Annotated in this window: 17 protein-coding genes; 9 read left to right on the top strand and 8 right to left on the bottom strand. The window is 66.8% G+C overall.

The window, feature by feature from the left end; translation table 11 throughout:
- Positions 1 to 70 precede the first annotated feature (70 nt).
- On the top strand, positions 71 to 6,394 hold the full coding sequence (locus HU772_RS11965; protein ID WP_186661475.1) for a non-ribosomal peptide synthetase: 6,324 nt from the start codon (positions 71 to 73) through the stop codon (positions 6,392 to 6,394).
- 237 nt (positions 6,395 to 6,631) lie between these two features.
- Positions 6,632 to 7,525: a sterol desaturase family protein gene (locus HU772_RS11970; protein WP_186661477.1), complete on the top strand. Its 894-nt coding sequence runs from the start codon at positions 6,632 to 6,634 to the stop codon at positions 7,523 to 7,525.
- Here the strand turns inward: HU772_RS11970 and HU772_RS11975 are convergent.
- Entirely contained in the window at positions 7,508 to 8,194 is a 687-nt protein-coding gene (locus HU772_RS11975) for a helix-turn-helix domain-containing protein (protein ID WP_186661479.1), read from the bottom strand. The genes HU772_RS11970 and HU772_RS11975 overlap by 18 nt on opposite strands.
- Positions 8,195 to 8,400: 206 nt before the next feature.
- On the opposite strand from HU772_RS11975, the gene HU772_RS11980 reads away from it, so the two are divergent.
- On the top strand, positions 8,401 to 10,080 hold the full coding sequence (locus HU772_RS11980; RefSeq protein WP_186661481.1) for an MFS transporter: 1,680 nt from the start codon (positions 8,401 to 8,403) through the stop codon (positions 10,078 to 10,080).
- 44 nt (positions 10,081 to 10,124) lie between these two features.
- On the opposite strand, the gene HU772_RS11985 is transcribed toward HU772_RS11980, so the two are convergent.
- The 3 genes from HU772_RS11985 to HU772_RS11995 form a co-directional block, all read right to left on the bottom strand.
- Complete coding sequence (locus tag HU772_RS11985) at positions 10,125 to 10,694, bottom strand: hypothetical protein (protein WP_186661483.1); 570 nt, start codon at positions 10,692 to 10,694, stop codon at positions 10,125 to 10,127.
- Positions 10,695 to 10,780: 86 nt separating this feature from the next.
- Positions 10,781 to 11,167 carry a VOC family protein gene (locus tag HU772_RS11990; RefSeq protein ID WP_186661485.1) on the bottom strand — a complete coding sequence of 129 codons (387 nt, stop codon included), beginning with the start codon at positions 11,165 to 11,167 and terminating at the stop codon, positions 10,781 to 10,783.
- An 83-nt stretch (positions 11,168 to 11,250) separates the two neighbouring features.
- The gene (locus HU772_RS11995; protein ID WP_202885387.1) at positions 11,251 to 11,970 is read right to left on the bottom strand and encodes an IclR family transcriptional regulator; all 720 of its coding nucleotides are present in this window, start codon (positions 11,968 to 11,970) and stop codon (positions 11,251 to 11,253) included.
- A gap of 171 nt (positions 11,971 to 12,141) precedes the next feature.
- Between HU772_RS11995 and HU772_RS12000 the strand changes: the two genes are divergently transcribed.
- The 3 genes from HU772_RS12000 to HU772_RS12010 all read left to right on the top strand — a co-directional run bounded on the left by HU772_RS12000 (position 12,142) and on the right by HU772_RS12010 (position 14,955).
- Complete coding sequence (locus tag HU772_RS12000; protein ID WP_186661487.1) at positions 12,142 to 12,894, top strand: SDR family NAD(P)-dependent oxidoreductase; 753 nt, start codon at positions 12,142 to 12,144, stop codon at positions 12,892 to 12,894.
- A 60-nt stretch (positions 12,895 to 12,954) separates the two neighbouring features.
- Complete coding sequence (locus tag HU772_RS12005; protein ID WP_186661489.1) at positions 12,955 to 13,866, top strand: LysR family transcriptional regulator; 912 nt, start codon at positions 12,955 to 12,957, stop codon at positions 13,864 to 13,866.
- Between the two features lie 108 nt (positions 13,867 to 13,974).
- Complete coding sequence (locus HU772_RS12010; protein ID WP_186661490.1) at positions 13,975 to 14,955, top strand: LLM class flavin-dependent oxidoreductase; 981 nt, start codon at positions 13,975 to 13,977, stop codon at positions 14,953 to 14,955.
- A gap of 105 nt (positions 14,956 to 15,060) precedes the next feature.
- On the opposite strand, the gene HU772_RS12015 is transcribed toward HU772_RS12010, so the two are convergent.
- Positions 15,061 to 16,158: an alkene reductase gene (locus HU772_RS12015; RefSeq protein ID WP_186661492.1), complete on the bottom strand. Its 1,098-nt coding sequence runs from the start codon at positions 16,156 to 16,158 to the stop codon at positions 15,061 to 15,063.
- A gap of 320 nt (positions 16,159 to 16,478) precedes the next feature.
- Between HU772_RS12015 and ilvA the strand changes: the two genes are divergently transcribed.
- Together ilvA and yiaY are read left to right on the top strand one after the other, a co-directional pair.
- The gene (gene ilvA, locus HU772_RS12020) at positions 16,479 to 18,041 is read left to right on the top strand and encodes a threonine ammonia-lyase, biosynthetic (RefSeq protein ID WP_186661494.1); all 1,563 of its coding nucleotides are present in this window, start codon (positions 16,479 to 16,481) and stop codon (positions 18,039 to 18,041) included.
- Between the two features lie 79 nt (positions 18,042 to 18,120).
- Complete coding sequence (gene yiaY / locus HU772_RS12025; RefSeq protein WP_186661496.1) at positions 18,121 to 19,269, top strand: L-threonine dehydrogenase; 1,149 nt, start codon at positions 18,121 to 18,123, stop codon at positions 19,267 to 19,269.
- 63 nt (positions 19,270 to 19,332) lie between these two features.
- Here the strand turns inward: yiaY and HU772_RS12030 are convergent, their stop codons facing one another.
- The 3 genes from HU772_RS12030 to HU772_RS12040 form a co-directional block, all read right to left on the bottom strand.
- Positions 19,333 to 20,526 carry a DUF8534 domain-containing protein gene (locus tag HU772_RS12030; protein WP_186661498.1) on the bottom strand — a complete coding sequence of 398 codons (1,194 nt, stop codon included), beginning with the start codon at positions 20,524 to 20,526 and terminating at the stop codon, positions 19,333 to 19,335.
- 213 nt (positions 20,527 to 20,739) lie between these two features.
- Complete coding sequence (locus HU772_RS12035; protein ID WP_186661499.1) at positions 20,740 to 21,207, bottom strand: VOC family protein; 468 nt, start codon at positions 21,205 to 21,207, stop codon at positions 20,740 to 20,742.
- Between the two features lie 182 nt (positions 21,208 to 21,389).
- Positions 21,390 to 23,009: an NADP-dependent glyceraldehyde-3-phosphate dehydrogenase gene (locus HU772_RS12040; protein ID WP_186661500.1), complete on the bottom strand. Its 1,620-nt coding sequence runs from the start codon at positions 23,007 to 23,009 to the stop codon at positions 21,390 to 21,392.
- A gap of 139 nt (positions 23,010 to 23,148) precedes the next feature.
- Between HU772_RS12040 and HU772_RS12045 the strand changes: the two genes are divergently transcribed.
- The gene (locus HU772_RS12045; protein WP_186661501.1) at positions 23,149 to 25,386 is read left to right on the top strand and encodes a putative bifunctional diguanylate cyclase/phosphodiesterase; all 2,238 of its coding nucleotides are present in this window, start codon (positions 23,149 to 23,151) and stop codon (positions 25,384 to 25,386) included.
- Positions 25,387 to 25,392: the final 6 nt, after the last annotated feature.

The raw sequence follows: 25,392 nt of genomic DNA on the forward strand, positions 1-25,392 counted from the left end.
CGGGCCATACAGTACTTGCCGGGCGATGCTTGAATGCGCGGACGACCCGTTTCAAGGATGACGCCCCCTCATGTTCGCCGCCGACAGCTTTGCCCTGACCACCGCCCAGCGCGACATCTGGCTGGACCAGTTGAGCCATGGTGATTCGCCGCTGTACAACATTGGCGGCTACGTCGAGCTCGACGGCGCCATCGACCTGGCCCGATTGCGCCAGGCCCTGGCGCACTTGGTGCGCGTGCATGACGGCTTGCGTACCCAGTTGCTGCCCGACCCGGCTGGCAGCGGGCTGCCACGCCAGCGTTTCGTCGAGGCGATGGCGGTGCCGCTGGACGAGCACGACCTGCGTGCGCACAGCGACCCGGACGCCGCCGCGCAGCATCTGGTGAAGACGCAGATGCGCCAGCACTTCGCCCTCGATCAAGGGCCCTTGTTGCGCGTAGCGCTGATCCGCCTGGGCGACCAACGCTACCGGCTGGCCGCCCAGGCCCATCACCTGATGCTCGATGGCTGGGGCTTCGAACAGTTCTTCCATCAATTGGGGGAGTACTACGGGCTGCTCGAGCAGGGCTTGCCGTTGCCGGTCGCGGCGCCGTCCTACCGCGCCTATATCGACGAGGACCTGGCCTACCAGGGGTCGGCCCGCGAGCGACGCGACCGTGAGTATTGGCAGGCGCAGTACCAGCGACTGCCCGATGCGCTGTTGCGCCCGCGTGAACGCGGGCCCTCTGCCACCTCGCCCAGCCAGGCATACGAACAACCGTTCGAGCCGCAGGTGCTGGCACGTATGCAGCAGCTTGCCAGCGAGTTGCAGGCCTCACCGCTGCATGTGCTGCTGGCGGCGCTGCATGTGTGCTGCACCCGCAGCGCCCAGCGCGACGACTGGGTGGTCGGCCTGCCGCTGCGCAATCGCGGTGGAGCCCGGCACAAGGCGACGCTGGGGCTGTTCGCCCAGGTCAGCGCCCTGCGCATGGATTTTGGCCGTGAACTGAGTTTCGCCGCGTTGGTGCGCGCCATCGCCGACCGCCTGCGACATGACTTGCGCCATCAACGCCTGCCGGTGAGCGAACTGAACCGTGCGCTTGGCCTACTGCGCGAGGAGCGCGCGCAGCTGTTCGAGGTGACGGTATCCTTCGAGGAAGAGGGCAACGACCTGCGCTACGGGGCTTTGCCGGCGCACTCGGTGAAGGTCAGCAACGACCATGAGCCCACACCCTTGTCGCTGTACCTGCGCAGCAACCGGCACAACGGCAAGGCCTGGCTGCACCTGGTGCACAACCTGGCCTGGGTGGATGCCGACGAGGCGCGGGCGCTGGGTGAGCGCCTGCTGTGGGTGCTGGCCCAAGGGCTGGCGCAACCGGAGCGCGCGGTCGAGGACTTCGAGCTACTGACAGACGCCGAGCAAGACCTGCTCGCACAGTGGAATGCCACGGCCAGCGCCGCTCCCAGCGAATGTCTGGTGCACCGCCGCATCGAGGACCATGCGGCCCGGTATCCCGATGCCGTGGCGGCCGAGCAGCAAGGTCGCCGCCTGACCTATGGCGCCCTCAACCAGCAGGCCAATGCCCTTGCCGCGCAACTGATACACCTGGGCGTGGGGCCCGAGCAGCGCGTGGCGGTATTGGCCCGGCGCGGGCTCGATACCCTGGTCGGCCTGTTGGCCGTGCTCAAGGCGGGCGCGGCCTATGTGCCAATCGACCCGGCACATCCCCGCGAGCGCCTCGACTACCTGATGCGCGATTGCGCGCCCAAGGTGCTGCTGACCCAGTCCGACCTGCGCGAAAGCGTGACGTTCGGCGATCTGCCGGTGATCGAACTGGATCGCCTCGCCCCGACGTCCGCGCCACAGGCCAACCCCCGCATCGAGGGCCTTGGTGCCTCCAGCCTGGTCTATGTGATCTACACCTCCGGTTCCACCGGGCAACCCAAGGGGGTGATGGTCGAGCAGCGCATGCTCGCCAACCTGGTGGACTGGCATTGCACGGCCTTCGACCTGCGACCCGGCAGCCATGCCTCGAGCCTGGCTGGCTTTGGTTTCGATGCCATGGCCTGGGAAGTCTGGCCGACCCTGTGCGCCGGCGCGACCTTGCACTTGGCGCCGGTGGGCGAGGGCGCCGAGGACATCGACGGCCTGTTGCGTTGGTGGCGCGCTCAGCCGTTGCAGGTGAGCTTCCTGCCGACCCCGGTGGCCGAGCATGCCTTCGCCCAAGGCCTGCCGCACCCGACCTTGCGCACGCTGTTGGTGGGGGGTGATCGACTGCGGCGCCTGGCCCGCGAGCGGGAGTACCAGGTGATCAACAACTACGGCCCCACCGAAACGACTGTGGTGGCCACCTCGGGGCCTGTCGAGCCCGGTGCGCCTTTGCATATTGGTGGCGCGATCGCCAACACCCGGTTGTACGTGCTCGATGCGCGCCTGCGCCAATTGCCGATCGGTGCTGTCGGCGAACTGTACATTGGTGGCGCCGGGGTCGCCCGGGGCTATCTGAACCGGCCTGGGCTGACCGCCGAGCGTTTCCTCGACGACCCCTTCGCCACGCAACCCGGCGCGCGCCTGTACCGCACCGGCGACCTGGTGCGTTGGCGCGGCGACGGCACCCTGGAGTACCTCGGGCGCAACGATGACCAGGTGAAGATCCGTGGCGTGCGGGTCGAGCTGGGCGAAATCGAGGCCGCGCTGGTTGCTGACGCCGCCGTGCGCGAGGCGGTGGTGCTGCTGCGCGACGGGCAGCTGGTGGCCTGGTACATCGGCGCGGCACCGACCAGCCCGCTGGCCCTGCACCAGCACTTGCGCGCGCGGTTGCCCGCCGCCTTGCTGCCTGCGGCCTATGTGCCGATGTCGGCCTGGCCACTGACCGCCAATGGCAAGCTCGACCGCCGCGCCTTGCCGGCAGCGGGCGCCGACACCCAGGTACGGCGTGCCCACGAACCACCTCAGGGGGCGATCGAACAGCGCTTGGCGGCGCTGTGGGCCGAGCTGTTGCAGGTCGAGCGGGTTGGCCGCCAGGACCATTTCTTCGAGCTGGGAGGGCATTCGCTGCTAGCAGTGCAGTTGATCGAGCGCATGCGCCAACAAGGCCTGCAGGTCGACGCCCAGGTGCTGTTCGGTCAGCCGACCTTGGCCAGCCTGGCCGCCGCCGTCGAGACGGGGCCGGCCACTAGGGTGGCGGCCAACCGGGTGCCGCTGGGTTGCGCACGGATCACCCCCGATTTGCTTGCCCTGGCCACCCTGGAGCAGGACGCCATCGAGCGGATCGTCGCCACGGTGCCAGGCGGCACGGCCAATGTGCAGGAGATCTATCCGCTCGCACCGCTACAGGAAGGCCTGCTCTACCACCACCTCACCGAGGCCCGCGACCCCTACCAGCAAGATGCGTTGTTCCGTTTCGAGCGCCGGGCGGACCTGGACGCCTTCAGCCAGGCGCTGGAGCAGGTCATCGCCCGCCATGACATTCTGCGTACCAGCCTGGCCTGGGAGGGCCTGGAGCAGCCGCAGCAGGTGGTCTGGCGCCAGGCCAGGCTGCCGCTGACGTTGCTCGACGCCAGCCCCGCAGACGCCGTGGCGGCATTGCGTGCCCACGGCCAGGCCCTGGATTTGCGCGTGGCGCCGATGATGGCCTTGACCTGTGTCGAGGACCAGGGACAGTGGCTGGGCTTGTTGCGTTTCCATCACCTGGTCAACGATGCGGTCTCGGTGCAGGTGCTGCTCAACGAGTTGCGCGCGACGATGCTCGGCCAGGTCGAGACGTTGCCGGCGCCGGTGGCCTATCGCAACTATGTGGCTCGCAGCCGCGATCCGGCCCGTCAGGCCGGTCACGAGGCGTTCTTCAGCGCCACCCTGGCCGCCGTCGAGGCGCCGCCGCGCTTGGCGGGGATGGATGAGCAGGGGACGCCGGACAGCTGCGTGACAAGGCTCTCGACGACCCTTGTCAGCGCAATGCGGCGCTTGGCGCGCCAGCACGATGTCGGCCTGGGCAGCCTGCTGCACCTGGCCTGGGCCCAGGTGCTTGGCGCGCTGGGTGGTCGCGACGAGGTGGTGTTCGGCAGCGTGCTGCTGGGCCGGGTGATGGCGGGCGAGGGCGCCGAGCGAGCGTTGGGCATGTTCGTCAACAGCCTGCCGCTGCGGGTCGCGCTGGCCGGGCGCAGTGTCGGCCAGGCCCTGGCGGCGACCCATGCGCAACTGGCGGCGTTGCTGGCCCATGAGGACGCGCCACGGGTAATGGCCCAGCGTTGCAGCGGCCTGCCGGCCGGGGTGGCGCTGTTCGACTGCCTGCTCAACTACCGCCAAGGCGCGGCCCTCGAACACCTGGCGTTGCCGGGCGTGACCTTGGTGGAGGCCAGCGAAGTGCACAGCCACGCCCTGGTGCTGACCGTGGATGATGATGGCGAGGCGTTGCGCCTGGCTGTGCGCGCGCCCGGCGAACTGGGCGCGGCGCGGGTGCTGGGGCATGTCGAATGCGCGCTGCAGGCAATGACCGAGGCGTTGCAGGCAGATCCGGCGCTGCCGTTGGACGGCCTGAGCAGCTTGCCCGCCGAGGAGCGTGCGTACCTGCTGGAGACCCTCAATGACACCGAGGTGGCGCTGGATCGCGCCTATTCACACTTGCCGGCGCTGTTCGCCGCCCAGGTGCGGCGCACGCCGGATGCCGTGGCACTGCAGAGCGAGGCAGGGCAGTTGAGCTACCGCGAGCTGGATGCCCAGGCCAACCGCCTGGCCCACCACCTGATCGGCCTGGGGGTTGGGCCGGACCAGCGGGTCGCGGTGTGCGTCGAACGTGGCGCGGCGCTGCTCATTGGCCTGCTGGGTGTGCTCAAGGCCGGGGGCGCCTATGTGCCATTGGACCCGGGCTACCCCGACGAACGCCTGCAATACATGTTGGCCGACAGTGCGCCGGTGGCCTTGCTGGTGCACGCTGCCACACGCGGGCTGTTCGCTGATCAGGCCACCACGCTGGTCGATCTCGACCTGGCGGACTGGCAAGCGCACGCCGAGCAAGCCCCGGCGCTCGACAAGCTGACGGGCGAGCACCTGGCCTATGTGATGTACACCTCAGGCTCCACCGGCACGCCGAAAGGGGTGATGGTCGAGCACCGTGGCCTGTGCAACCTGATGCACTGGGGCTCGAGCCTGTGCCCACCGCAGCCCGACGGCGCGTTGCTGCAACGGGCGCCGTTCAGTTTCGACGGTTCGGTGTGGGAGCTGTTCTGGCCGTTGTGCGCCGGCCTGCGCCTGGTGCTGGCGCGCCCGGACGGCCACCGCGACCCCGAGTACCTGGTGCAACTGATCAAGGCGCGGCGGGTGAGCATCGTCAAGTTCGTGCCGGCCCTGCTGCATGCATTCCTCGATGCGCCGGGGGTGGCGCAGTGCAACAGCCTCACCGATATCTTCTGTGGCGGTGGCGAGTTGACCCTGGCCTTGGCCCAGCGCCTGCGCGAACTACTGCCCCGGGTGCGCCTGCACAATGTCTACGGCCCTACCGAGGCCACCGTCGACAGCACCGCCTGGACCCTTGAAGCGGATGCACCGCTGCCGCTCAAGGCGCCGCCGATCGGCCGCCCCATCGGCAATACCCGGCTCTACGTGCTTGACGCACAGGACCGTCCGGTGCCGCTGGGGTGCAGCGGCGAGCTGCATATTGGCGGCATGGGCGTGGCCCGTGGCTACCTGGGCCTGCCCGCGTTGCAGGCGGCGCGGTTCATTGCCAGCCCGTTCGTTGCGGGTGACCGGCTGTACCGTACCGGCGACCTGGTGCGCTACCGCGCCGACGGCGAGCTGGAGTTCCTTGGCCGCAACGATTTCCAGGTCAAGCTCAATGGGCTGCGGATCGAACCGGGCGAGCTCGAGGCGCTGCTGATGGCCCATCCGGCGCTGGGCCAGGCCGTGGTGCTGGTGCGCGACGAGCGCCTGGTGGCCTATGTAACTTGCCGCGAGGGCCAGTTGGCGCCCGCGCCGGAGGCCCTGCGCGGCTATCTGTTGGCCCGGGTGCCGGCGTACATGGTGCCGTCGGCCTATGTACTGCTTGCCGAGTTGCCGCTGAGCCCCAACGGCAAGGTCGACCGCAACGCCTTGCCGGTGGCAGGGGCCGAGGCCGTGATCAGTCGCGCCTATACGGCGCCCAAGGATGCACTGGAAGAGGCGTTGGCGCAGATCTGGACCGAGGTGCTCAAGGTCGAGCAGGTCGGTCGTGACGACAACTTCTTCGAGTTGGGCGGGCATTCGCTGTTGGCGGTCAGCCTGGTGGCGCGCATGCGCCAGGCGGGGTTGCATGCCGATGCACGTACGGTATTCAGCCAGCCGACCTTGGCCGGGTTGGCGGCGCATACGCAGCGGCAGGCGCAGCAGGTGGAGATTGCGCGATCGACCGTTCCGCAGGTGGGTGGGCGGCGGCGGATCTGAGGGGCAGCGCACGTCTTGAGGCTTGTGGGAGCAACTGTCTTGCTCAATTTCTAGCATCTGGCGCGATCCGTGTGGGAGCGGGCTTGCCCGCGAACACCGGCGAAGCCGGTGCCAGGTAGCACGTTGCCTTGCGCCTATCCGCCGCATGCCCCAAGCGCAACATGCGCCATTCGTTCAAGCGTCAGGCGCGGATGTCAATCGACACTGCCGTCTCCCCAACCAGAGACGAACCTGACCATGCGCATCCTCTACGCTCCATGCCTGTTCTTCGGTTTCATCGGTACCGCGCTGTACCTGATTCACCTCGGCGCCAGCATCGTCTGGCTGTGGCCGCTGCTGGCGGTGGCGATCTTGCTGTCGTTCTGCTGCGAGGGCCTGTATCCCTATAAGCAAGCCTGGGCCTCAGGCATGGGCGAGGGGCCGCGTGATTACCTGCACGCCCTGGTCAACGAAACCCTCAACAGCGTCAGCATCGCCGCCGTGCCGCTGCTGGCCGGCTGGCTGCCGACCGCCGGTTACTGGCCCAGCCACTGGGCCTTGCATTGGCAATTGCTGCTGGCGATTCCGCTGGCGGACCTGGGCATCACCCTGGTGCACTACGCCAGCCACCGTAGCCGCTGGCTCTGGCAACTGCACGCGGTGCACCACAGCGTGACCCGGCTGTATGGCTTCAATGGCCTGATGAAACACCCGCTGCACCAGATCGCCGAGGCCCTGGGCGGGGTATTGCCGCTGGTACTGCTGGGCCTGCCGCAGGATGTCGCGGCGCTGCTGGCATTCAGCATCGCCATCCAGCTGCTGTTGCAGCACAGCAACGTCGACATGCGCATTGGCTGGCTGCGCCATGTGTTTGCCTGGGCACCGGTGCATCGCTTGCATCACCTCAAGTACGGCACCTTGGGCGATGTCAATTTCGCCTTGTTCCTGTCGCTGTGGGATCGTTTGCTCGGCACCGCGCTGTACCTGCCGGGCTACACCCTGGCCGACGACGACATGGGTATCGGCGACCGTCCGGACTACCCGGTTGGGTACCTGGCGCAACTGCGCGAGCCGTGGCGTGCCGGGCGCGAGACGCAGCCACCGGCCAAAGTGCCGTCGGCCTTGCGCGAGGCATTAGGCAAGGGTGCTTGAGCGCAGCTGACGCAGCGCCTCGCTGGCGCGGATGCCGAATTGCTGGCGCAGGCTGCGCGACAGGTGCGCCGAGTCGGCAAAACCGGCAGCCATGGCCGCCTCGGTCAGGCTGTCGCCGGCCAGCGCCCGCTGCAGCGCCAGGCGCAGGCGCTGCCACAGTACCAGGCGTCGCACCGACTGCCCCAGGCGGGCACTGAACAGCCGTTCAAGCTGGCTCAGCGAAAGGCTTGCCGCCTGCGCCAGGGCCTGGGCCGGCAAAGGTTGTTCGTCCAGCGCCCGCAGGCGCGCCAAGGCCGCGGCCAGGCGCGGGTCGAGCGGGCGGCGTGGGCAGTCGCGCAAGCGCCTGGCGAGGTCCTGGGCGTTACCATCGGCTTGCCGGCACAGGTCCAGCAAAGTGTCCAATTCGAAGGCCAGCGGCTCGGCGAACAGGGTGATGCAGGGACCCGGCCGTGCCAGCACGGCATGCGGCTGTAGCGACGGCACCGCCAGCAGGGCGCCGGTGTGGCGCTGGCCGGCGATATCCAGGCAGAGTTCGCCGTGCTGGGCGATCAGTACCTGATGGGCATAGTGCGCATGGGCCGAGGTCCGTCCCGGCGTTCCCAGCAGCAGGCAATGGTCGTCGGCCAGCCAGAGCTCGCCCTGCCAGGCGGTGTCGCGTTGTACGGTCATGGCTCATCCATTTGCGTTGTTTGTCTGCCGTTCAGTCCTGTGGCTGGATATCCAGGCAAAGATGATTATGCTTCAGATTACCTTGCCGCGATCCGAGGCTACGCCTCGTCGTGCTTCGCGCAACCTTCAAGCCCTGTGGCCTGGGTATGTGCGTTCGAGACTGATGGGAATACTCCGGCCCGCACCGTTCATCCCGGAGGCGACCCATGGCGGTCCTCGACAGCGCATCCACGGGCAGTAGCGCGCCCCAACGCGGCATCACCCGGGAGGAGCGCAAGGTCATCTTCGCCTCGTCTCTGGGCACGGTGTTCGAATGGTACGACTTCTACCTCTACGGCTCACTGGCGGCGATCATCGCCAAGCATTTCTTCGCCGGGGTCAATGAAACCACGGCGTTCATCTTCGCCTTGCTGGCCTTCGCCGCGGGCTTCGCGGTGCGGCCGTTCGGCGCCATTGTGTTCGGCCGGCTCGGCGACATGATCGGGCGCAAGTACACCTTCCTCATCACCATCGTGATCATGGGCCTGTCCACCGCCATCGTCGGCTTGCTGCCCGGCTATGCGGCGATCGGCGTGGCGGCGCCGGTGATCCTCATCACCCTGCGCCTGTTGCAAGGGCTGGCGCTGGGCGGCGAGTACGGCGGCGCGGCCACCTATGTAGCCGAGCACGCGCCCAAGGGGCGACGGGGCTTTTTCACCGCCTGGATCCAGACCACCGCCACCCTCGGCCTGTTCCTGTCGTTGCTGGTGATCCTGGCGTGTCGCACGGCCATGGGCACCGAGGCGTTCGAGGATTGGGGCTGGCGGGTGCCGTTCCTGCTGTCGATCCTGTTGCTGGCGATTTCGGTGTACATCCGCATGCAGCTCAACGAATCACCCGTGTTCATGAAGATGAAGGCCGAAGGCAAGGCGTCCAAGGCGCCGTTGACCGAGTCGTTCGCCCGCTGGGACAACCTCAAGGTGGTGATCATGTCGTTGCTCGGCGGCACCGCCGGCCAAGCGGTGGTGTGGTACACCGGGCAGTTCTACGCGCTGTTCTTCCTGCTGCAGATGCTCAAGATCGACCCGCAGACCGCCAACCTGCTGATCGCCGGTTCCCTGCTGATCGGCACGCCGTTCTTCATCCTGTTCGGCAGCCTGTCCGACCGTATCGGTCGCAAGCCGATCATCATGGCTGGCTGCATCATCGCCGCGCTGACCTACTTCCCGATCTTCAAGGGGCTCACCGAATACGGCAACCCGGACGTGTTCGTCGCCCAGGAGCAGAACCCGGTGGTGGTAATCGCCGACCCAGCCCAGTGCGCGTTCCAGTTCGATCCGGTGGGCAAGGCGCGCTTCACCAGCTCGTGCGACATCGCCAAGAGCCTGTTGGCCAAGCGCGCCATTCCCTACGAGAACCAGGCCGGCGAACCCGGCAGCGTGGCCCAGGTGCGGATAGGCGAACGGGTACTGCCGAGCTTTGACGGCAGCAGCCTCGCTGCGGCGGACTTCAAGACGCAGAACGACGCCTTCACCGCCACCCTGGGCACGGCGCTGAAAGAGGCGGGCTACCCGGAAAAGGCCGATCCGGCGAAGATTCATTACCCCATGGTGCTGCTGTTGCTGACGATCCTGGTGATCTACGTGACCATGGTCTACGGGCCGATTGCCGCCTGGTTGGTGGAGCTGTTCCCGGCGCGCATTCGCTACACCTCGATGTCGCTGCCATACCACATCGGCAATGGCTGGTTCGGCGGCTTCCTGCCGACGGTGGCCTTCGCCATGGTCGCGGCCACGGGGGATATCTACTACGGGCTGTGGTACCCGATCGTGATTGCGGTGATGACCGCGGTGCTGGGGATCTTCTTCCTGCCCGAGACCAAGGACCGCGATATCAACCATGCCTGAGGCCGACAAGTAGGAGCCGGCAACGCCGGCTCCTACCGGGCATTTCAGTCGTAATACCCGCGCAATGCGTAGCGATAGCCGACATCCACCTCGGCGCCTGGTTTGGGCCGATGGGCCTTGCGCAACACGAATTCGAATGCCGGTTCGTACAACCCGTCGCGCACCAGCGCGCCTGCCAGCACCTCCACCTCATACCCGCCATTGTCCAGCTCGATGATCGGCCGCCCCGGCTCCTGGTAGCGCGCCAGCAGGTCACCGAGGGTCTTGTTGGTGAAATGCTGCAGGATGCGCCAGGTGAACAGCATCAGCGCACCGTTCTCGACCCGCAGCCAGTAACCGCCGCGACGGTGCTTGAGGCGGCTGCCGGACTCGAGCAGGGCCGGGGTGCGGCCATCGAGGGTGAACAGGATGTGGTAGGGCAGGTTGTCGATGCCGGCCAACGGCAGAATCACACCGTCGCGCACCGCCTGGTCGCCGCTGTCGCCGGTGGTGAAGGCGCGGGCCAGGTCGTCGGGCAGGTCGTTGTCTTGCTTGAACTGCTCGAGCAACTGGATATCGCCGAGCAGGAAATAATCGACCAAGTCATTGAGCACTTCGCTGAACTCGTAGCGCATGGGTTTTCCTTGTTGTGGCTGCGCCGGGGGAGCCAGCAATGTAGCGCAAGGCTGTTGCGCCAGCCATCAGGCAAGGCGGTGATTGCCTAGTGACGCTGGGCGATCTGGATCAGGTTGCCACAGGTGTCGTCGAACACCGCCACCGTGACGGGGCCCATGGCGGTGGGTGGTTGGGTGAAGTGCACGCCGGCGGCGCACAGGCGCGTGTACTCGGCCTGGATATCGCGCACCCCGAACGAGGTGGCCGGTATGCCGTCCTGCTTGAGCGCGGCCTTGTAGGTCCTGGCCGCCGCATGAACGTCGGGTTCGAGCAACAGTTCGACGCCGTTGGGATCGTTGGGTGAGGTCAAGGTCAGCCAGCGGTGTTTGCCCAGGGGGATGTCATCCTTGGGCTCGAAGCCCAGCACATGGTGATAGAAGGCCAGGGCCTTGGCCTGGTCGTCGACGAGGATACTGGTGACCACGATCTTCATGGGCATACACCGAGGGTTCAGGCTGTACCTGCAAGTAAAGACGGTCCGCGCTGTTTGACCAGTGCCCGGCTGGGCGATGCGGCCTAGCACTTCACCAGGTCGAACATTGCGCGCATCGCCCGGCTCGCCATGCGCCGCATTACCGGTGCCTGCAGGCGCTCGGCCGGGCCGCCGGCCCCCAGCGCGGCGACCACCTGGCCGCGCAGGCGCAAGGGCAGGGCGAAACAGTGCAGGCCGGGGCGTGAGGCGGCCAGGTCCAGGGCATAGCCCTGGTTGGCAACCTGGTGCAGTTCCTGTTCCAGGGCGTCGGGCAGCGCTTGGGTACGGGCCAGTTGCCGTGCCAGCTGACGGTCGTGGGCCAGCAGTACCTTGCCGATCGCCGAGGTGCCGAGGCCGTCGCGGCGGGTGTCCGCTGGCAGTTGCAGGGCCTGGCCACGGCCATCGAGCGCCGCCAGGGTGAGGTAGGCGCGGGTGCCGCCGGGCACGGCGAGAAAACAGCTTTCACCACTCAGCTCGGCGAAGGCACGCAGGGCCGGGGTGAAGGCCTGGCGCAGGCGCTGTTCGGCCTCGTTCACCGGTTGCGCCAGCTGGCGCAGGCGCAGGCCCAGGGCGTAATGGCGCTGGTCACGGCTGACGTAGCCCAGCGACATCAGGGTATCGAGCAGCCCATGCACGGTGCTCTTGCCCAGGCCGCTGCGTTCGGCCAGATCGTTCAGGCGCGCCCGCCCGCCCTCGGCGCGGATGAGCTCGAGCAGGTGCATGGCCCGCTCGAGGGACTGGATCTGGCGACTGTTGGCGGACATGGCGGTGCCCCTGGGGTGTGATGGTCGGCCATTGTGCCCGTATTCGACCAGGGTTGCTGGCGCGTTTGTTCGGCAATGTCGAACTGCGTGGCTTTTCTCGTCCCGCGAGGCGGTCTGGCGGGTTTTGGCGCTTAGACTCGCGCCACTTCAACCAGCCAGAGGGCACATTTCATGGATCTGCAACTGCAAGGCGCACGGGTATTGGTCAGTGGCGGCACGCGCGGGATTGGCCGGGCGATCGTCGAAACCTTCCTCGCCGAAGGCGCTCAGGTGGCGTTCTGCGCCCGCGACCAGGTCGGAGTGCGGGCCGCCGAGGCCGAGCTGGGCGAGCACGCCCGAGGCTGGGCGGTGGATATCACCAAGGCCGAGCAGGTCACGAACTGGGTTGAACAGGCCGGCGAGTGGCTGGGCGGTATCGATATCGTCGTGCCCAATGTCAGCGCTTTGGCCCATGGCCGTGAGGCGGCGATCTGGCGCCAGGCGTTCGAGACCGACCTGTTGGGCACGGTGGGCCTGGTCACGGCGGCGCTGCCGTGGCTGCAAGCCTCGGCGCGGGCGGCGCTGGTGCTGATCTCCAGCGTCTCGGGGCGTGAGTTGAGCAGCTTCGATGAGCCTTATGGGGTGCTGAAGGCCGCCCTCAACCACTATGGCAAGACCTTGTCGGCACGCCATGCCCGCGACGGGATCCGGGTCAATTGCGTGTCACCGGGCAATGTCTATTTCGCCGATGGCGTGTGGGGCAAGATCGAGCGCGAGCAGCCCGAGGCCTTCGCCCGCAGCCTGGCCGCCAACCCGCTGGGGCGCATGGCGCGACCGGACGAAGTGGCGCGGGCGGCGGTGTTCCTGGCCAGCCCGGCGGCGAGTTTCATCACCGGCACCAACCTGCTGGTCGATGGCGGCCTGACCCGTGGCGTGCAGTTCTGAGGCTTGCAATCGGCCAGGGCGCACCCATTTAGCAGGTCTTGGCTCTCTCGGAAAAACACCATGGAACCCAACCGCTTCGGCGATATCGCCGCCTTCGTCAGCGCCGTGAAGGCCGGTAGCTTCACGGCCGCGGCGGCGAGCCTGGGCCTGACCCGCTCGGCGGTGGGCAAGAGCATCGCCCGCCTGGAGGCACGCATGGGCGTGCGCCTGCTCAACCGCACCACGCGCAAGCTGAGCCTGACCGACGAAGGCTTGGTGGCGTTCGAGCGCTGGCGGCAGATCCTCGATGACCTCGACGAGGTCGAGACCACCATGGCCCAGCGCCGCGGCAAGCCCACCGGCACCTTGCGCCTGACCGCGCCGTTGTCGTTCGGCCAGCGCCATGTGCTGCCGATCCTCGATGCCTACCTCAAGCAGTGGCCCGACCTGCGCGCGGACATCCGCTTCACCGACCGCTATGTCGACCTGGTCGAGGAGGGCGTCGACGTGGCGGTGCGCATCGGCGCGCCGAAGGAAGACTCGCAGTTGCTGACCCGCACCGTGGCCTGGCAGCAGTTCGTCACCTGCGCCTCGCCCGGCTACCTCGAGCGCCACGGCACGCCGCAGGTGCCAGCGGACTTGTATGGGCATGACAAGATTGCCTTCCTGGTTGGCGAGAAGTCCGCGCCGTGGCGCTTTCGCACCGACGCCGGGCTGCACCTGTGCGAGGAGCCGGGGCGGCTCAACATCGACAGTTCCGAGGCCATGCTCGCCGGTGCGCGGGCGGGATTCGGGCTGATTCACCTGCCGACCTACATCACCAGCGACGACTTGCGCGCGGGGGGGCTGGTCGAGGTGTTGCACGATTATCGGCCACCGGCGGACCCGATCCGCATCGTCTACCCCAGCAAGCGTCACCTGTCGCCGCGGGTGCGTGGCTTCATCGACTTGCTGGTGGCGCGCTGGGAGGGCGGCGTGCCGTGGGAGATCTGAATCCTTTGGGGAATCCTGTTCCCTGGTGCAGGGCCGCCAGGGCGGTTTATCCGTCGGTCACTCACCCCCGACACTGTGCAGTCATTCAAAGTCCAATCAGGAGCCCCCATGACTGCCCTGTCCGTACTGGACCTGGTCATGATCGGCGAAGGCAAGACCTTCGCTGACGCGATCGAGGAAACCCGCCAGCTGGCTCGCCATGTCGAGCAACATGGCTATCGCCGCTACTGGATCGCCGAGCACCACGACATGCCCGGCATCGGCTCGGCCGCCACCGCGCTGATGATCAACGAGGTGGCCAATGCCACCCGGCAGATCCGCGTCGGCGCCGGCGGCATCATGCTGCCCAACCATGCGCCGCTGGTGGTGGCCGAGCAGTTCGGTACCCTCGACACCTTGCACCCTGGGCGCATCGACCTGGGCCTGGGGCGCGCCCCCGGCACTTCCGGGCCAACCGTGCGAGCATTGCGCGGCGCGGTGCCGGAGCGTGACTTCGAACAGGATATTGCCGAACTACGCGACTACCTGGCCGACAACGGCCAGCGCGGCGTGCGTGGCGTGCCTGGGCAGCATGAAGTGCCGCTGTGGATCCTCGGTTCCAGCCTGTTCGGCGCCGACCTGGCGGCCCGTCTTGGCCTGCCGTATGCCTTTGCCTCGCATTTCGCGCCGCGTTACCTGATGCAGGCCATCGCGCACTACCGGGCCAATTTCCAGCCTTCGCCGTACCTGGCCAAACCCTATGTCATGGTCGGGGTGAACCTGTTCGCCGCCGCCAGCGACGCCGAGGCCGATTACCTGGCCAGCTCCCATCGCCAGTGGATGCTGGACCTGCATGTTGGACGCTACGGTTTGTTACCTCCGCCGCGTGAAGGCTATGTGCAAGGCTTGCCTGGGCATGAGCGGGCAGTGCTGGAGCAAGTGATGGCTTGTACGGTCAGCGGTGGGCCGCAACGAGTGCAGGAGGGGTTGCGCGAGCTGATCGCAGCGACGGGGGCGGATGAACTGATGATCGATTGCCGGATGCATGATCCACTGGCGCGGCAGCGCTCGCATGCTTATGCGGCGCAGGCGTTGGATGCGTTGGGGTAAGGAAGGGCGGCGCCAGGCACCGCACCGCCTTCTTCACGGCGATGCGGTGTCCCGATCAACCCACTCCCACAGGTGCGTGGCCCATCACGAAAGCTCGCCGACTACTCAAGCCTGTCGCAGGAATGGATAGTCGGTATACCCCTCAGCCCCATTGGCATAGTCGAACTGCGCCCGATGCGGGTTCAGCGGTGCCTGTTGCTGCAAGCGCTCGACCAGGTCCGGGTTGGCGATGAACGCGCGGCCAAAGGCTACCGCATCGATCAGGCCACGGGCCAACAGGTCTTCGGCCTTGTCGACGGTATAGGCCCCGGCCGCGACGATCACCCCCGGATAGACAGCCCGAATTGCCTCGCGGAACTCATCGCGCAGCGGCTTGCCACCGGCCCAGTCCGGCTCGGACAAGTGCAGGTAGGCCAGGTTGCGCTTGGCCAGTTCGCCGATCAGGTACAGCCCGGCAGCCTCCTGGTCTTCGCCATTGTCGATGCCGTTGAATCCACCCAGCGGGAAGATGCGTATTCCCACGCGGTCCGCGCTCCACTGGGCGATGGCGGCATCCACCGCTTCCAGCACGATGCGCGCGCGATTTTCGACGCTGCCGCCGTAGCGATCCTCGCGGGCGTTGGCGCTGGGGGTGAGGAACTGGTGCAGCAGGTAGCCGTGGGCAGCGTGCAGTTCGATGAAGTCGAAACCGGCTTCACGGGCATTCGCCGCCGCCTGGCCGAAGTCGGCGACGATGCCGGCGATCTCTGCCTCGCTCAAGGCGCGTGGGGTCGAGGTCTCGACCCGGATCACGTTGTGGTTTTCGTCACGCAGGGTGGTACGGGCATTGGCCGGCAGCGCCGATGGCGCCACCGGGGCCTGGCCGTCGGGTTGCAGCGATGTGTGCGAAACCCGGCCGGTGTGCCATACCTGCACGGCGCTGTGGCCGCCGTCGGCGTGGATACCCTCGTTGACCCGGCGCCAGCCGGCGATCTGCTCGGGGGTATGGATGCCCGGCGAGCCGGAATAGCCCTTGGCCTGGAACGAGATCTGCGTGGCTTCGCTGATGATCAGCCCGGCACTGGCGCGCTGGCGGTAGTACTCGGCCATCAGCGGCGTGGGGATGTCGCCTGGTTCCAGGCTGCGCAGGCGGGTCAGCGGCGCCATGAACACCCGGTTGGGCAGGGTCAGTGGGCCAAGTTGCAACGGTTCGAACAGCTTCATGGGGCACCTTTTCAAGGAGGATTGGATGCCGCGCACGATACCGAGGTGATTGGGGAAAAGGGGGACCGGGTGATTCGCATGATAGGCGTCAATGGGGAATCCTGCGCTCAGGTCACACGCAATTGCCTGCATGTGTTGACTTGCCAAGTGGCCTCAGGCTACTTTCCCAGCCCATGAACACACGCCTGCAGTGCCGCGCCCTGAGCATTATTACCGCCATTATCGGATTGGCGGGCTAGCGCGCACACGCACCGAACCCGCCCTGGAGGCGGGTTTTTTCTCTCTGACTCCCGGGCCCATTAAAAAACCAGGAGTCATCGATGACCAGCCTCAGCGTTCCCTCGCGTACCCCCGCAACGCCCCAGCAACTGCTGTCCGAGCAGGTGCGGCGGATTCTCTCGGCGCCGGTGTACGACCTGGCCATCGAAACCCCACTGCAAGCCGCCCCGGCGCTGTCGGCCTGCCTGGGCAACCAGGTGCTGCTCAAGCGCGAGGACCTGCAGCCGACCTTCTCCTTCAAGATCCGTGGCGCCTATACCCGGCTCTCGCGCCTGAGCCCCGCCCAGCGCGCCCGCGGGGTGATCACCGCCTCGGCCGGCAACCATGCCCAGGGCGTGGCCCTGGCCGCCGCACACCTGGGGCTGACAGCGACCATCGTCATGCCCACTACCACGCCGTCGCTCAAGGTCGAGGGCGTGCGCTCGCGAGGCGGTCAAGTGGTCTTGCATGGCGAAAGCTTCCCCCACGCCCTGGCCCATGCCTTGGCCCTGGCCGACAGCCACGGGGCGACCTTCGTGCCACCGTTCGACGACCCGGATGTAATCGCCGGGCAGGGCACGGTGGCCATGGAGATCCTGCGCCAGCACCCGGGCCAGCTGGACGCGATCTTCGTGCCGGTGGGCGGCGGCGGGCTGATCGCCGGCATCGCCGCCTACGTCAAGTACCTGCGCCCCGACGTCAAGGTGATCGGCGTGGAACCCGAGGACTCCAACTGCCTGCAGGCCGCCATGGCCGCTGGCGAGCGGGTGGTGCTGGCGCAGGTCGGCACCTTCGCCGATGGCGTGGCGGTGGCGCAGATCGGCGCGCACTGTTTCGAGCTGTGCCGGCACTTCGTCGATGACGTGGTGACGGTCAGCAGCGATGAGTTGTGCGCGGCTATCAAGGACATCTACGACGACACCCGTTCGATCACCGAGCCTTCCGGCGCCCTGGCCGTGGCTGGAATCAAGAAGTACGTGGCCCGCGCAGGTGTGAAGGGCCAGACGCTGGTGGCCATCGACTCCGGTGCCAACGTCAACTTCGACCGCTTGCGCCACGTGGCCGAGCGCGCCGAACTGGGCGAGCAGCGCGAGGCCGTCATCGCCGTGACCATCCCCGAGCGCCCGGGGAGCTTCCGCGCCTTCTGCCTGGCGCTGGGCAAGCGCCAGATCACCGAATTCAACTATCGCTATCACCCAGGCAAGGAGGCGCACCTGTTCGTTGGCGTGCAGACCCACCCCCAGCACGACCCGCGCGAAGCCTTGCTGGCCAGCCTGGCCGAGCAGGGTTACCAAGTGCTCGACCTGACCGACAACGAGTTGGCCAAGTTGCACGTGCGCCACACCGTGGGCGGGCACGCGGCGCCAGGGGCCACGGAGCGGGTGCTGCGCTTCGAGTTTGCCGAGCGGCCAGGGGCCTTGCTGGGCTTTCTCGAACGCTTGGGCAAGCGCTGGAATATCAGCCTGTTCCACTACCGCAACCACGGCGCCGCCCAGGCACGGGTGTTCGCCGGGTTGGAGGTACCGGACGATGAGCTGGCCGGGTTGCCGCAGGCGCTGGAGGCCATGGGCTACCCGTACTGGGACGAGACGGACAATCCGGCCTATCGGTTGTTCATGGGCTGAAGCCTTGCGCTGGATCAAGGCCGTGCAGCGCATACAAGCAGATGCTCAAGCCCTACCGTCAGCTTGAGAGGACCTGGCCATGAGCAGCACGTTCTTCATCCCCGCCGTCAATATCATGGGCATCGACTGCCTGGAGGAGGCGATGGCCGCCATCGCCGGTTATGGCTTGCGCAAGGCGCTGATCGTCACCGACGCGGGCCTGGTCAAGGCCGGCGTGGCCGAGCGCATCGCCGGCATGCTGGCGATGCGCGACATCGACGCGCGGGTGTTTGACGGCGCCAAGCCCAATCCGAGCATTGCCAACGTCGAGGCGGGGCTGGCCATGTTGCGGCGCGAGGGCTGTGATTGCGTGGTGTCGCTGGGCGGTGGTTCGCCCCACGACTGCGCCAAGGGCATCGCCCTGTGCGCCACCAACGGTGGGCATATCAGCGACTACGAGGGCGTCGACCGTTCGAGCAAGCCGCAGTTGCCGCTGATCGCGATCAACACCACCGCCGGCACGGCCAGCGAGATGACCCGCTTCTGCATCATCACCGACGAGGCGCGCCATGTGAAAATGGCTATCGTCGACCGCAACGTCACGCCGATCCTGTCGGTCAACGACCCGGCGCTGATGGCCGGCATGCCCAAGGGCCTGACCGCGGCCACCGGCATGGATGCGTTGACCCACGCCATCGAGGCCTATGTCTCGACCGCCGCCACCCCGATCACCGACGCCTGCGCGCTCAAGGCCATCAGCCTGATCAACGACAACCTGCGCCAGGCGGTTGCCGATGGTTCCGATCTGCAGGCCCGGGAAAACATGGCCTATGCCCAGTTCCTCGCGGGGATGGCGTTCAACAATGCCTCGCTGGGCTATGTGCATGCCATGGCCCACCAGTTGGGTGGTTACTACGACTTGCCCCACGGCGTATGCAACGCGGTACTGCTGCCCCATGTGCAGCGCTTCAATGCCAAGGTCAGTGCCGCGCGCTTGCGTGATGTGGCCAAGGCCATGGGCGTCAAGGTCTGCGGGCTGGACGCCGAGCAGGGCGCCGGGGCGGCGATTTCGGCCATCGAGCACCTGGCGGCGGCGATTGGTATTCCGGCAGGCCTGGCGGAGCTGGGGGCCAAGGTCGAGGACGTGCCGGTGCTGGCGGCCAATGCGCTGAAGGATGCCTGTGGGTTGACCAACCCGCGGGTGGCCAGCCAGGTGGAGATCGAGGCGATCTTCAAGGCGGCGTTCTAGCCTTGCCTGGTGGATGGCTTCTGGTCGGGACAGCGCGGCCAGAAGCCATCGCCCGGTCGCTCGCTAACGCTCGCGCATGAAGAACCCCGCCACGTACTTGCGGAAGGTTTCCAGGCTCTTGAAGTCGGCGTAGCGCTTGAAGTTCTCGGTGTCCGGCTCGGGCCCCAGCGGTTGTTCGAGCAACGACACCGACAGCACTCGGTCCTGGTCCGAGGTCAATACCAGTTCGTCCATCACCTGGCCGCCGATCACCGGGCGGCGCATCAGCACCTTCACGCCCTTGCTGGCCATCCAGTCGATCAGCGACACCAGCGCCTTCAAGGGTTCGCGCTCTTCATCGCGGTACACCGGGAACAAGTGCCCGCGTGACAGCACCGGCACGCTGGCGACGTGGATCAGTTCATAGAAATGGCTGCCGGCGGTGGCCGGTGAATACAGCGCCAGGGCCAGCAATGGCCCGTTGGCGCGGTTGCCGCCCCAGTACAGGTGATGGCCTTGGAAGTCGAAGCCGTCCTCGCTGCGGTTGTTGAATACCTTGCGGCCCTTGACCTGGTCGACGCAGTCGAGCAACAGCCCATGCCGGCGGTGGTTGCCGAACACCGTGGCCTCGCGCAGGCGCGCCTTGAGCATCATCATGTGCTTCATGTCCAGGCGGGTTTCCAGGTAGTTGCTGGCCGGGACCCGCTCGAGCAGCGGATAACGGCTGGCGACATTGCGCAGGTCGGCGAACTGGGCGGTCAGGTCTTTCTTCAGGTGGGTGGCGTAGACGTTCAAACCACTGGCTTCGATCCAGGTCAGCAGCAGCGACAGCAGGCGCTGTTGTTCGCGGCGTTCGCCGGCGTCGCGGGCGCCACCGCCGGGCTCGCCGTCATTGGCGCGGCGGAAGTCGCCGAGCAGGCGCAGCGGGGTGTCCGGCGCCAACCAGGCGGCGGGGGGCGCGGCGGCGTCGGCACGCTCACCGGCTTCGCGCTGGTCCTTGCTGAACGGGCAGTCGGGGGCGTGCTCGGCGGTGTCGGGGTTATTGCGCAGGAACAAGGTTCCGGTGTTGCCGTTCAACGAGATGTTGAGCACGGGCAAGGCGTCCTTGCGGCAGTCGCAGGCCAGCCATTGGTTGGCGCCGCGCACCCTCATCAGCCATTGGTTGGCCTGCAGCAGGCGCGGGCCGGCGAGGGTGGCGCAGACGAAGCCGGCCAGCAGTTCTTGCTCCGCAGGCGTCAGGCTGCGCACCAAGGCGCCGGATTTTTCGATGATTCGCATTGAGGGGCAGTTCCAAGCTACAAGCTACAAGCTGCAAGCTGCAAGCTGCAAGCTACAAGCTACAAGCAAAGCGCGGCGGCTTTCAACTCACAGCTTGAAGCTTGAAGCTTGCAGCTTGCAGCTTGCAGCTTGCAGCTTGCAGCTTGCAGCTTGCAGCTTGCAGCTTGCAGCTTGCAGCTTGCAGCTTGCAGCTTGCAGCTTGCAGCTTGCCACTCAATTGCCGCTGAACAGCTTGGCGGCGCGGGCGCGGATTTCCTCGGGCGTGAGGTCTTCCTTGTGGGTGGAGACGAACCACAGGTTGTTGAACGGATCCTTCAGGGTGCCGCTGCGGTCGCCGTAGAACTGGTCCTGCACCTCGCGCACGGGTGTCGCGCCGGCACGCAGGGCCTGGGCATAGACTTTGTCGCAGTCCTCGACATACAAGTGCAGGCCAACCCCCGGGACCTCGATGTCCTCGCTGGGCTTGAGGCCGCCCTCCATGTCGCAGGGCGAGCCGAGCATCAACGAGGAATCACCGATTTTCAGCTCGGCATGACCGACACTGCCGTCAGGGCCTTCGAGGCGAAACATCTCGATGGCGCCGAAGGCCTGCTTGTAGAACTCGATGGCCTTGGCGGCCTGCTTGATGCCGAGATAGGGGGTGATGCTGCGTTGGCCTTCGGGGATAGGTTTGACTGTCATTTTCGTAGGCTCCTTTCACGTGGGTTGTTGTTTGCAACAGCTTGGTGATTAGAGTCGTCTAGGCGGATGGAAAATCGACAGTGGCGTTATATCTATTGTCTATAAAAACTACATTTCTGCGCTGATGCGGTCGGCGTGGAAGCGGCCTCGGCAAGGCCGCTCCAGGGGGAGTGCATGACGCTTCAGAAGATGTAGTCGGTGGTCAGGAAACTCGACTGGCGGTTGCGGATGATCTCGCTGATCAGTTCTTTATTCGCCTCCTGGAACTTGGTCGCCACCAGGGTGCGGATGGAGAACACGCGCAACGCGTCATGCACCGACAAGGTGCCTTCGGCGCTGTTCTTGCGCCCGTTGAACGGATAGGTGTCCGGCCCGCGCTGGCACTGGGCGTTGAGGTTGATGCGCCCGACCTGGTTGGCGAAGGTGTCGACCAGCGCGCCAATGGTCGCCGGGTCGTTGCCGAACAGGCTCAGTTGCTGGCCGTAGTCGGAGTCGAGCACGTAGTCGATCACCGTCTGCAGGTCACGGTAAGGCACCACCGGCACCAGCGGGCCGAACTGCTCTTCATGATAGACACGCATGTCTTGGCTCACCGGGTACAGCAGGGCCGGGTAGAAGAACGAGCCGCGGCTTTGCCCGCCGCCTTCATTGAGTACGCGCGCGCCCTTGGCCGTGGCGTCGGCCACCAGGCCGTCGAGGTAGTCGAGCTTGCCGGGCTCCGGCAAGGGTGTCAGGGCCACGCCGGGCTCCCAGGGCATGCCAGGCTTGAGCGCGGCGAGCTTGCGCTGGAACTTGTCGAGGAAGGCCTCGACCACGTCTTCATGGACGAACAGGATCTTCAGCGCGGTGCAGCGCTGGCCGTTGAACGACAGGGCACCGGTGACGGCTTCCTCGACGGCATTGTCGAGGTCGACCTGGGGCAGCACGATGCCGGGGTTCTTGGCGTCCAGGCCGAGGGCCGCGCGCAGGCGGTGCGGGCGCGGGTGCAGTTTCTTCAGGTCGCTGGCGGCCTTGTGGGTGCCGATGAAGGCGAACACATCGACCTTGCCGCTGGCCATCAAGGCGCTGACGGTCTCGCGGCCACGGCCATAGATGACGTTGATCACCCCGGCCGGGAAGCTGTCGCGGAATGCTTCGAGCAGCGGGCGGATCAGCAGCACGCCGAACTTGGCGGGCTTGAATACCACGGTGTTGCCCATGATCAGCGCCGGGATCAGGGTGGTGAAGGTTTCGTTGAGCGGGTAGTTGTAGGGGCCCATGCACAACGCCACGCCCAACGGCGCGCGGCGGATCTGGCCGAGGGTGCCCTGTTCCAGCTCGAAGCGGCTGGAGCGGCGGTCGAGGTCCTTCAGCGCGTTGATGGTGTCGACGATGTAGTCGCAGGTACGGTCGAACTCTTTCTCCGAGTCCTTGAGGTTCTTGCCGATTTCCCACATCAGCAGCTTGACCACCGCCTCGCGCTGCTCGCGCATGCGCGCCAGGAAGCTCTCGACATGCTGGATGCGCTCGGCCACGCGCATCGTCGGCCAGGCGCCGCGGCCTTTGTCGTAGGCCTGCACGGCGGCGTCCAGGGCGCTGAGGGCGGTGTCGGCGTCGAGCAGCGGCGCGCTGCCGAGGATCACCTGGCGCTCGCCGTCACCGTCCTTGAGCCACACCGGGCTGCGTACCGTGGCCAGGGGGCCGTCCCAGCGCCGCAGTTCGCCGGCGACCAGGTAGTCGCGTTGTTCCAGCGGCTCGCCCAGGCGCCATTGCGCGGGGATGGCCTCGGGGGTGGGAAACAGCGAATCGAGCAGGCGGTCCATGGGTACTGCACCTCTTGTGTAGGGCTGGGTGAATCGCTTCAGCTTGCGAGCATGCACCCTGTGCCGGAAAAACACCAGTCTGGCTCAACATCGCCGTGCATGCGCCGATACAGCAAGCAACGCTCCCGACATCAGACCTATGACCAGCAACAAACACTGTTCCGCCGATGACCCGCTGCCACCTCCGGCCACGCTGCGACGTTCGCTCTACCGCCTGTTGCCGGTAGGCTTCGCCGTGATCGGCATCGGCCTGTCGGTGGCGCTCGGGCACCTCGATGCGCGACGCGCGGAGAGCGAGCAGGTGGCCAACCTTGCCGCGCGCCTGTCGGGGCTGCGCAGCGCGCTGGAGGCGCAGCTGCGCGCATCGTTCGCCGAGGCCGAGGGCATCGCCCAGTTGATCAGCACCGACGGCAGCATCAGCATCGATCATTTCCATGGCATGGCCCGCGATGCCCTGGACTCGGTGCCGTACATGCACCATATCGCCCTGGCGCCCGCCGATGTGATCCGTGATGTCTACCCGCTGCAGGGCAACGAGCGGATCATCGGCCTGGACTACCGGCAGCTGCCGGACCAGTTCCCGCTGCTGGCCGCCGCCCGCGATCGGGCCCAGCCAGTGCTGGCCGGGCCATTGCCGCTGTACCAGGGCGGTCGGGCGCTGGTCTACCGGCGTCCGGTGTTCATCAGCGGCAAGCGCGGGGTCAAGTTGTACTGGGGCAATATCTCGATCGTCGCCGATATCGACCGTCTGTTGCTGGCCGCGGGCTTGCGCCCGGAGGCCGGTTTCGAGCTGGCGGTGCGCGGCGGCGATGGCAAGGGCGCCGAAGGTGGCCTGATCTGGGGCGACCCGCAGCTGTTCGACGATCCACAGGTCAAGCTCAATGTCGAGGTGCCGGGCGGCGTCTGGCAACTGGTGGCGGCGCCGCGCGGTGGCTGGTCGGAGCTGAACCTGTTCGGCTCTTCGCTGTTCCTCTTCGCCTTGACCTGCACCGGGCTGTTCAGCCTGTTCGTCACCCAGCTCAACCGCAAGCAGCGCCAGCTCGAACAGCGCAACCGCGAGCTGCGCCAGTACCAGGCCCAACTCGAACGCCTGGCCCATTACGACACCATCACCGGCCTGCCCAACCGGGTGCTGTTCCAGCAGCAGCTGGGCGAGGCGATCCTGCGCGGCCATGGCCTGGCGGTGCTGGTGCTGGATATCGACGGTTTCAAGCAGGTCAACGACAGCCTGGGCCACCCGATGGGCGACCTGCTGCTGCAGCAGGCCACCGCGCGTTTCCTGCAGGAACTGGACACCCAGGACCGCGTCTGCCGCCTGGGCGGCGACGAGTTCGTGTTCATGTTGCAGGGTACCCAGGGCCAGGTGAACCATCAGGTCCGCGCCTTGCTGCGCAGCCTGCAAAGGCCGTTCGACCTCAACGGCAATGCCGCGCTGGTCACCGGCAGTATCGGCCTGGCCTGGTGCCCACAGCATGGCGAGGATGCCGACAGCCTGGTACGTCATGCCGACACGGCGATGTACGCGGCCAAGGAGAGCGGCCGGGACGGATGGCGGCCATACCACCCGGACATGACCGCGCGTCTGCAGCAACGCCTGGAGCTGGAGCGCAACCTGCGCCGGGCCCTGGAACACAATGAATTCGAGCTGTGGTACCAGCCCAAGGTCGACCTGTTCAGTGGTCGCCTCGAAGGCGTCGAGGCGCTGTTGCGCTGGCGCGATCCGGAGCATGGCCTGGTATCGCCGGGCGAGTTCATCCCCCTGGCCGAACGTACCGGGCTGATCCTTCCCCTCGGTGAGCGGGTGCTGGAACTGGCCTGTGCCCAGCTTGCCGCCTGGCGTGATGGCGAGGGTGTGCCGGGGTCGCTGGCGATCAACGTGGCCGCCTTGCAGATTGAGCGTGGCGACTACGTCACCAGCCTGGCCTCGGCGCTGGAGCGTCATGGCCTGCCGGCCAGCCTGCTGGAGGTGGAGATCACCGAAAGCCTGCTGATGGAAAGCCAGCAGCAAGCCTGCGCGGTGCTGGCCCAGTTGCGGGCCATGGGCGTGGCCACCGCGGTGGACGACTTCGGTACCGGCTATTCATCGCTGGCCTACCTGCGGGCGTTGCCAATCGATCACCTGAAGATCGACCGCGCCTTCATCAAGGACCTGCCCGGCGACGACGATGCGATTGCCGTTGCCCGGGCCATCATCGACCTGGGCCATGCCCTGGGCTTTCGGATCACCGCCGAGGGCATCGAGACCCAGGCGCAGTACGATTTCCTGCGCAACGCCGGGTGCGACCAGGGCCAGGGCTTTTTGCTCGGGCGGCCGATGCCGGCCGCCGCCCTGGATACCTGGTTGGCCACCCGGCGCAGTGTGCCGGCGCCCGGCTAGGCCGCT

This window comes from Pseudomonas xantholysinigenes, assembly GCF_014268885.2.
GTDB lineage: Bacteria > Pseudomonadota > Gammaproteobacteria > Pseudomonadales > Pseudomonadaceae > Aquipseudomonas > Aquipseudomonas xantholysinigenes.